General features: G+C 57.6%; 6 protein-coding genes and 1 pseudogene. 2 read left to right on the plus strand and 5 right to left on the minus strand.

Going from position 1 to position 3305, the window contains the following annotated elements:
* The 4 genes and pseudogenes from ACTF58_RS13385 to ACTF58_RS13400 all read right to left on the minus strand — a co-directional run.
* A pseudogene (locus ACTF58_RS13385) lies at window positions 1-74 on the minus strand (30S ribosomal protein S17); the annotation flags it as partial.
* Window positions 75-87: 13 nt separating this feature from the next.
* On the minus strand, window positions 88-291 hold the full coding sequence (rpmC, locus tag ACTF58_RS13390; protein WP_438992464.1) for a 50S ribosomal protein L29: 204 nt from the start codon (window positions 289-291) through the stop codon (window positions 88-90).
* Window positions 292-435: 144 nt separating this feature from the next.
* Window positions 436-651: a DUF6552 family protein gene (locus ACTF58_RS13395; protein ID WP_438992465.1), complete on the minus strand. Its 216-nt coding sequence runs from the start codon at window positions 649-651 to the stop codon at window positions 436-438.
* Window positions 652-713: 62 nt separating this feature from the next.
* Window positions 714-1202: a ClbS/DfsB family four-helix bundle protein gene (locus ACTF58_RS13400; protein WP_438992466.1), complete on the minus strand. Its 489-nt coding sequence runs from the start codon at window positions 1200-1202 to the stop codon at window positions 714-716.
* A gap of 228 nt (window positions 1203-1430) precedes the next feature.
* Between ACTF58_RS13400 and ACTF58_RS13405 the strand changes: the two genes are divergently transcribed.
* Both ACTF58_RS13405 and ACTF58_RS13410 read left to right on the plus strand, forming a co-directional pair.
* Window positions 1431-2051: a TIGR02466 family protein gene (locus ACTF58_RS13405; RefSeq protein ID WP_438992467.1), complete on the plus strand. Its 621-nt coding sequence runs from the start codon at window positions 1431-1433 to the stop codon at window positions 2049-2051.
* 120 nt (window positions 2052-2171) lie between these two features.
* Window positions 2172-2888, plus strand: a complete 717-nt coding sequence (locus tag ACTF58_RS13410) for a hypothetical protein (RefSeq protein ID WP_438992468.1) — start codon at window positions 2172-2174, stop codon at window positions 2886-2888.
* Window positions 2889-3062: 174 nt separating this feature from the next.
* On the opposite strand, the gene rplP is transcribed toward ACTF58_RS13410, so the two are convergent.
* Window positions 3063-3305 (minus strand): 50S ribosomal protein L16 (gene rplP / locus ACTF58_RS13415; RefSeq protein ID WP_438992469.1); only part of this gene is annotated, 243 nt, incomplete at its 5' end.

The following is a 3305-nucleotide window of genomic DNA, read 5'->3' on the forward strand; positions in this document are numbered from 1 at the left end:
CGCTCAACAGAAACCGTTACGGTTTGCTCGTTTTGGTTGCTTGTTACTACGCCTGTGAGGATACGCTTTGGCATAACTCAGGCTCCCTTATTCTGCAGCCGCAGCAGCGGCTTTTTCGTTGAGGATGGTCAGCACGCGGGCTGTTGTCCGCTTCACTTCACGCACACGAGCCGTGTTTTCCATTTGGCCTGTGGCCGACTGGAAGCGCAGGTTGAAGCTTTCTTTCTTGAGGTTTGACAGCTCTTCTTTGAGCTGGTCAACCGACTTTTCACGCAGGTCTGATGCGTTCATGGGTATTTCCTTTTTCAACATCACTGGTAGGCCGCAAGTCAGCGTGACCCTGATTCCAGTGGAGTTCATGGGTAGAAGTGGGCCGTATAGGCTCCTTTTGCAGTGCTGGCAAGCCCTATCGGGAAAAGCTTTTGCGCCCTTGCCTCAGGAGTTCAGATAGCCCGCAAAGAGAGAGACAAACGCCCCGACATGGACAACCATAATCGCACGGTCCTTCCACATCACGCCAACGGCAAACCAAAGGAAGATGCCGATAAAGAAGGCAAACACATTCCAAGGCACAATGTTCAGCCCCGTCAGCCCATATCCAACCAGTTGGATCGCCGTCGCCACCCACTTTACAATATCTACAGTTTTCATAAGCGTTCCTTTGCAGAGGCCGTCTGGCCCGGTGCAAGGCTCATATCTATGTCGCCTTCAGCTCACAAGCCATTTTGACGCCTGCGGACATAGCGGCGCGTGCTGCGGTAATGCCCCGCACCCGCCGCTTCGGCCCAGCGGCCCGTGCTCCAGCTGTTGCGCACGCCTTTCATCGGGCCGCCATAGAGCGCCGCCTCGTCAAGCCCCTCAACCAGCCCCACCAGTTGCTCATGGGCCGCCCCAAGCAAGGCCCGCGTCTCAAGCCAGCTCAAGTCCTGCTGCCAGACCCTCAGCGTGCTTGGATCAAAGGCCAAATCACGGGCACGATGTATCTGTGGCGGCCCCTCACGGCCCGCTTGCCCGTCCGCATACCAGCCGAGCACCAGCCCGATCGCCATTGCGCCATGCGCCACAACATCCTTGATCGATCCGCCCTCGGCATCAACGCTCTCCGCCAACCCCTCGCTAACGCGCTCAAGCTGGGCCAGAAGCTTGCCCCATTCGCTTTGCAAGACAGTCAATAGATCCACTTTAGTATGAGCAACACGCATATCCCCACCCCTTAAACACGACTCACATTTCAGTTTTTGCAGATGTTAATGCACCGCGCAATCTAATCCTGACCTAAGGTAAGCTGTTGCGCAAATACCAGCCAAGAGACTTGCCCAAGAGCGGCCCCATATGACGCGTCCCCGAAGGCTGCGCGGCATTCTGACTGTTCTGGGCGCCAAAGCTCAAAGCCACTGGCCCTTGTCCGCGCTGCGCGCTATCAAATCCTCATGTCTGATATAGAATCCCTCTTCGTGACCCGCCTCTACCGTGCCTCTTTGTCCGAGCATGGCCCCTCCATTGACGCAGACGAGCTGGAAAGCGCCTGCTACGGCATTGCCGATGATGACGAGGCCGGCCAGCAATGGTGCGAGGACAATGGCTATCCGGGCTATACCTCCTACGCCTCCCTCACAGACCTTGGCTGGCGCTCGCCTGTGTTTGCCGATCTGATCACATCGCTTGATCTGCACGTCGCCGCCTTTGCCAAGCTGCTGGAGCTGGATCTGGGCGAAGGCAAGCTTGAGCTTGAAGATCTCTGGATCAACATTCTCCCTGAAGGCGGGATGCACTCCTCCCATATTCACCCCCACTCCGCGATCAGCGGCACAACTTATGTCGCCATGCCCGATGGCGCGAGCGCCCTCAAGCTCGAAGACCCGCGCTCCGCCCGCATGATGGCCGCGCCGCCGCGTCTCAAAACAGCGGGCCGCGACGCACAGACATTTGTCTACGCCGCGCCAAAAGTGGGCGATGTGTTGCTTTGGGAAAGCTGGCTGCGCCACGAAGTGCCGATGAATATGTCTGAGGACGACAGGATCAGCGTCAGCTTCAATTATAAATGGGTCTGATCCCCTAGGGTGCGCATTCACTGCGCACCCATCCAAATAATTGTTTCCAAACTCCTAACTTTCGTCACATTTCCCTGCGATTGTCTCTGAAAATCAGAATAACAGAGGCCATCACATTTCATGATAAACGTTCCACACACAGCTTTTTGCGCGCTCTCGCTTATGGCCCTTTCTGCCTGCGCCAGCATAAATGAAAGCCCGACACGCAACCACGCGGCCCCCATTGGCCTCACCAGCGCCTCAGAATTCGCCGTGATCAGCGCACAGGCCGACAGCCTCAACCGCATGGCAGACGAGCTGGTGCGCAAATCCACAGGTCAAGGCGCTCTTATCGGTGCCTCCCTTGGCTGTGGACTGGGCCTGATCTCGGCCAAAAGCGCGCAAAACTGCGTCGTCAGCGCCGTGGCAGGCGGCGTTGCAGGGGCCGTTGCCGGCCATCACAGCGGCAAACAAAAAGTCGCCGCTCGTGTCGCCCAGATCTCCAAACAAGAGCTGTCAAACACCCTCCTCACCGCGGATAAGCAGCTCGGCGAGATCAATCAGAGCCTCCCCCAAGTGCTCGCTGCCCAAGACGCAGAACTCGCGCGCCTCAAACAGCAGAAGGCCGCCAACACGCTCTCACCCGAAGACTATAATGCACGCGTCGGCGCCATCCGTGACACCCGCGCAGCCCTTGCCGATGCGCTCATGGAGAGCGCCGACAAAGCCCGCGCCTCGGCAGACAACCTCGGCACAGCCGCCGCCCAAGGCCAAACAGGCCTCATGTGGCACATAGGCGAAGCCAAACGGCTCGAAGACGGCGCCATGTCCACCCGCTCGCAGATCACCCTGCTCTAGAGACCAGAGCCTCAACAGGGCGCATTTACAGCGCACCCGTGATCCCCCAAAGCAAAACCCCCGCCTGATTGCTCAGACGGGGGTTTTTTAATTTAACTGGTGGGTTCTCGTGACCTTTCGCTTCGCAAAAGGTACTGCCACCCACAGGTCAGAAAACGCTAGGCGTTTTCGACCTTACCAATCTTCGCGCACGACGACGCGTGATTTGATCGGCAGTTTCATAGCCGCAAGGCGGAGCGCTTCGCGTGCAATATCCTCGTCGACACCGTCGATTTCAAACATAACACGACCAGGCTTAACCTTGGCAGTCCAACGGTCCACAGAACCCTTACCTTTACCCATACGAACTTCGATGGGCTTGGCTGTGACAGGCACATCCGGGAAGATACGGATCCAGACACGGCCCTGACGCTTCAT

Source organism: Lentibacter sp. (assembly GCF_965657785.1).
GTDB lineage: Bacteria > Pseudomonadota > Alphaproteobacteria > Rhodobacterales > Rhodobacteraceae > Lentibacter.

Bases quoted from the DNA above. Each gene is read 5' to 3' on its own strand.
- rpmC (WP_438992464.1), bottom strand. From the start codon at position 291: ATGAACGCATCAGACCTGCGTGAAAAGTCGGTTGACCAGCTCAAAGAA.
- ACTF58_RS13395 (WP_438992465.1), bottom strand. From the start codon at position 651: ATGAAAACTGTAGATATTGTAAAGTGGGTGGCGACGGCGATCCAACTG.
- ACTF58_RS13400 (WP_438992466.1), bottom strand. From the start codon at position 1,202: ATGCGTGTTGCTCATACTAAAGTGGATCTATTGACTGTCTTGCAAAGC.
- ACTF58_RS13405 (WP_438992467.1), top strand. From the start codon at position 1,431: ATGTCTGATATAGAATCCCTCTTCGTGACCCGCCTCTACCGTGCCTCT.
- ACTF58_RS13410 (WP_438992468.1), top strand. From the start codon at position 2,172: ATGATAAACGTTCCACACACAGCTTTTTGCGCGCTCTCGCTTATGGCC.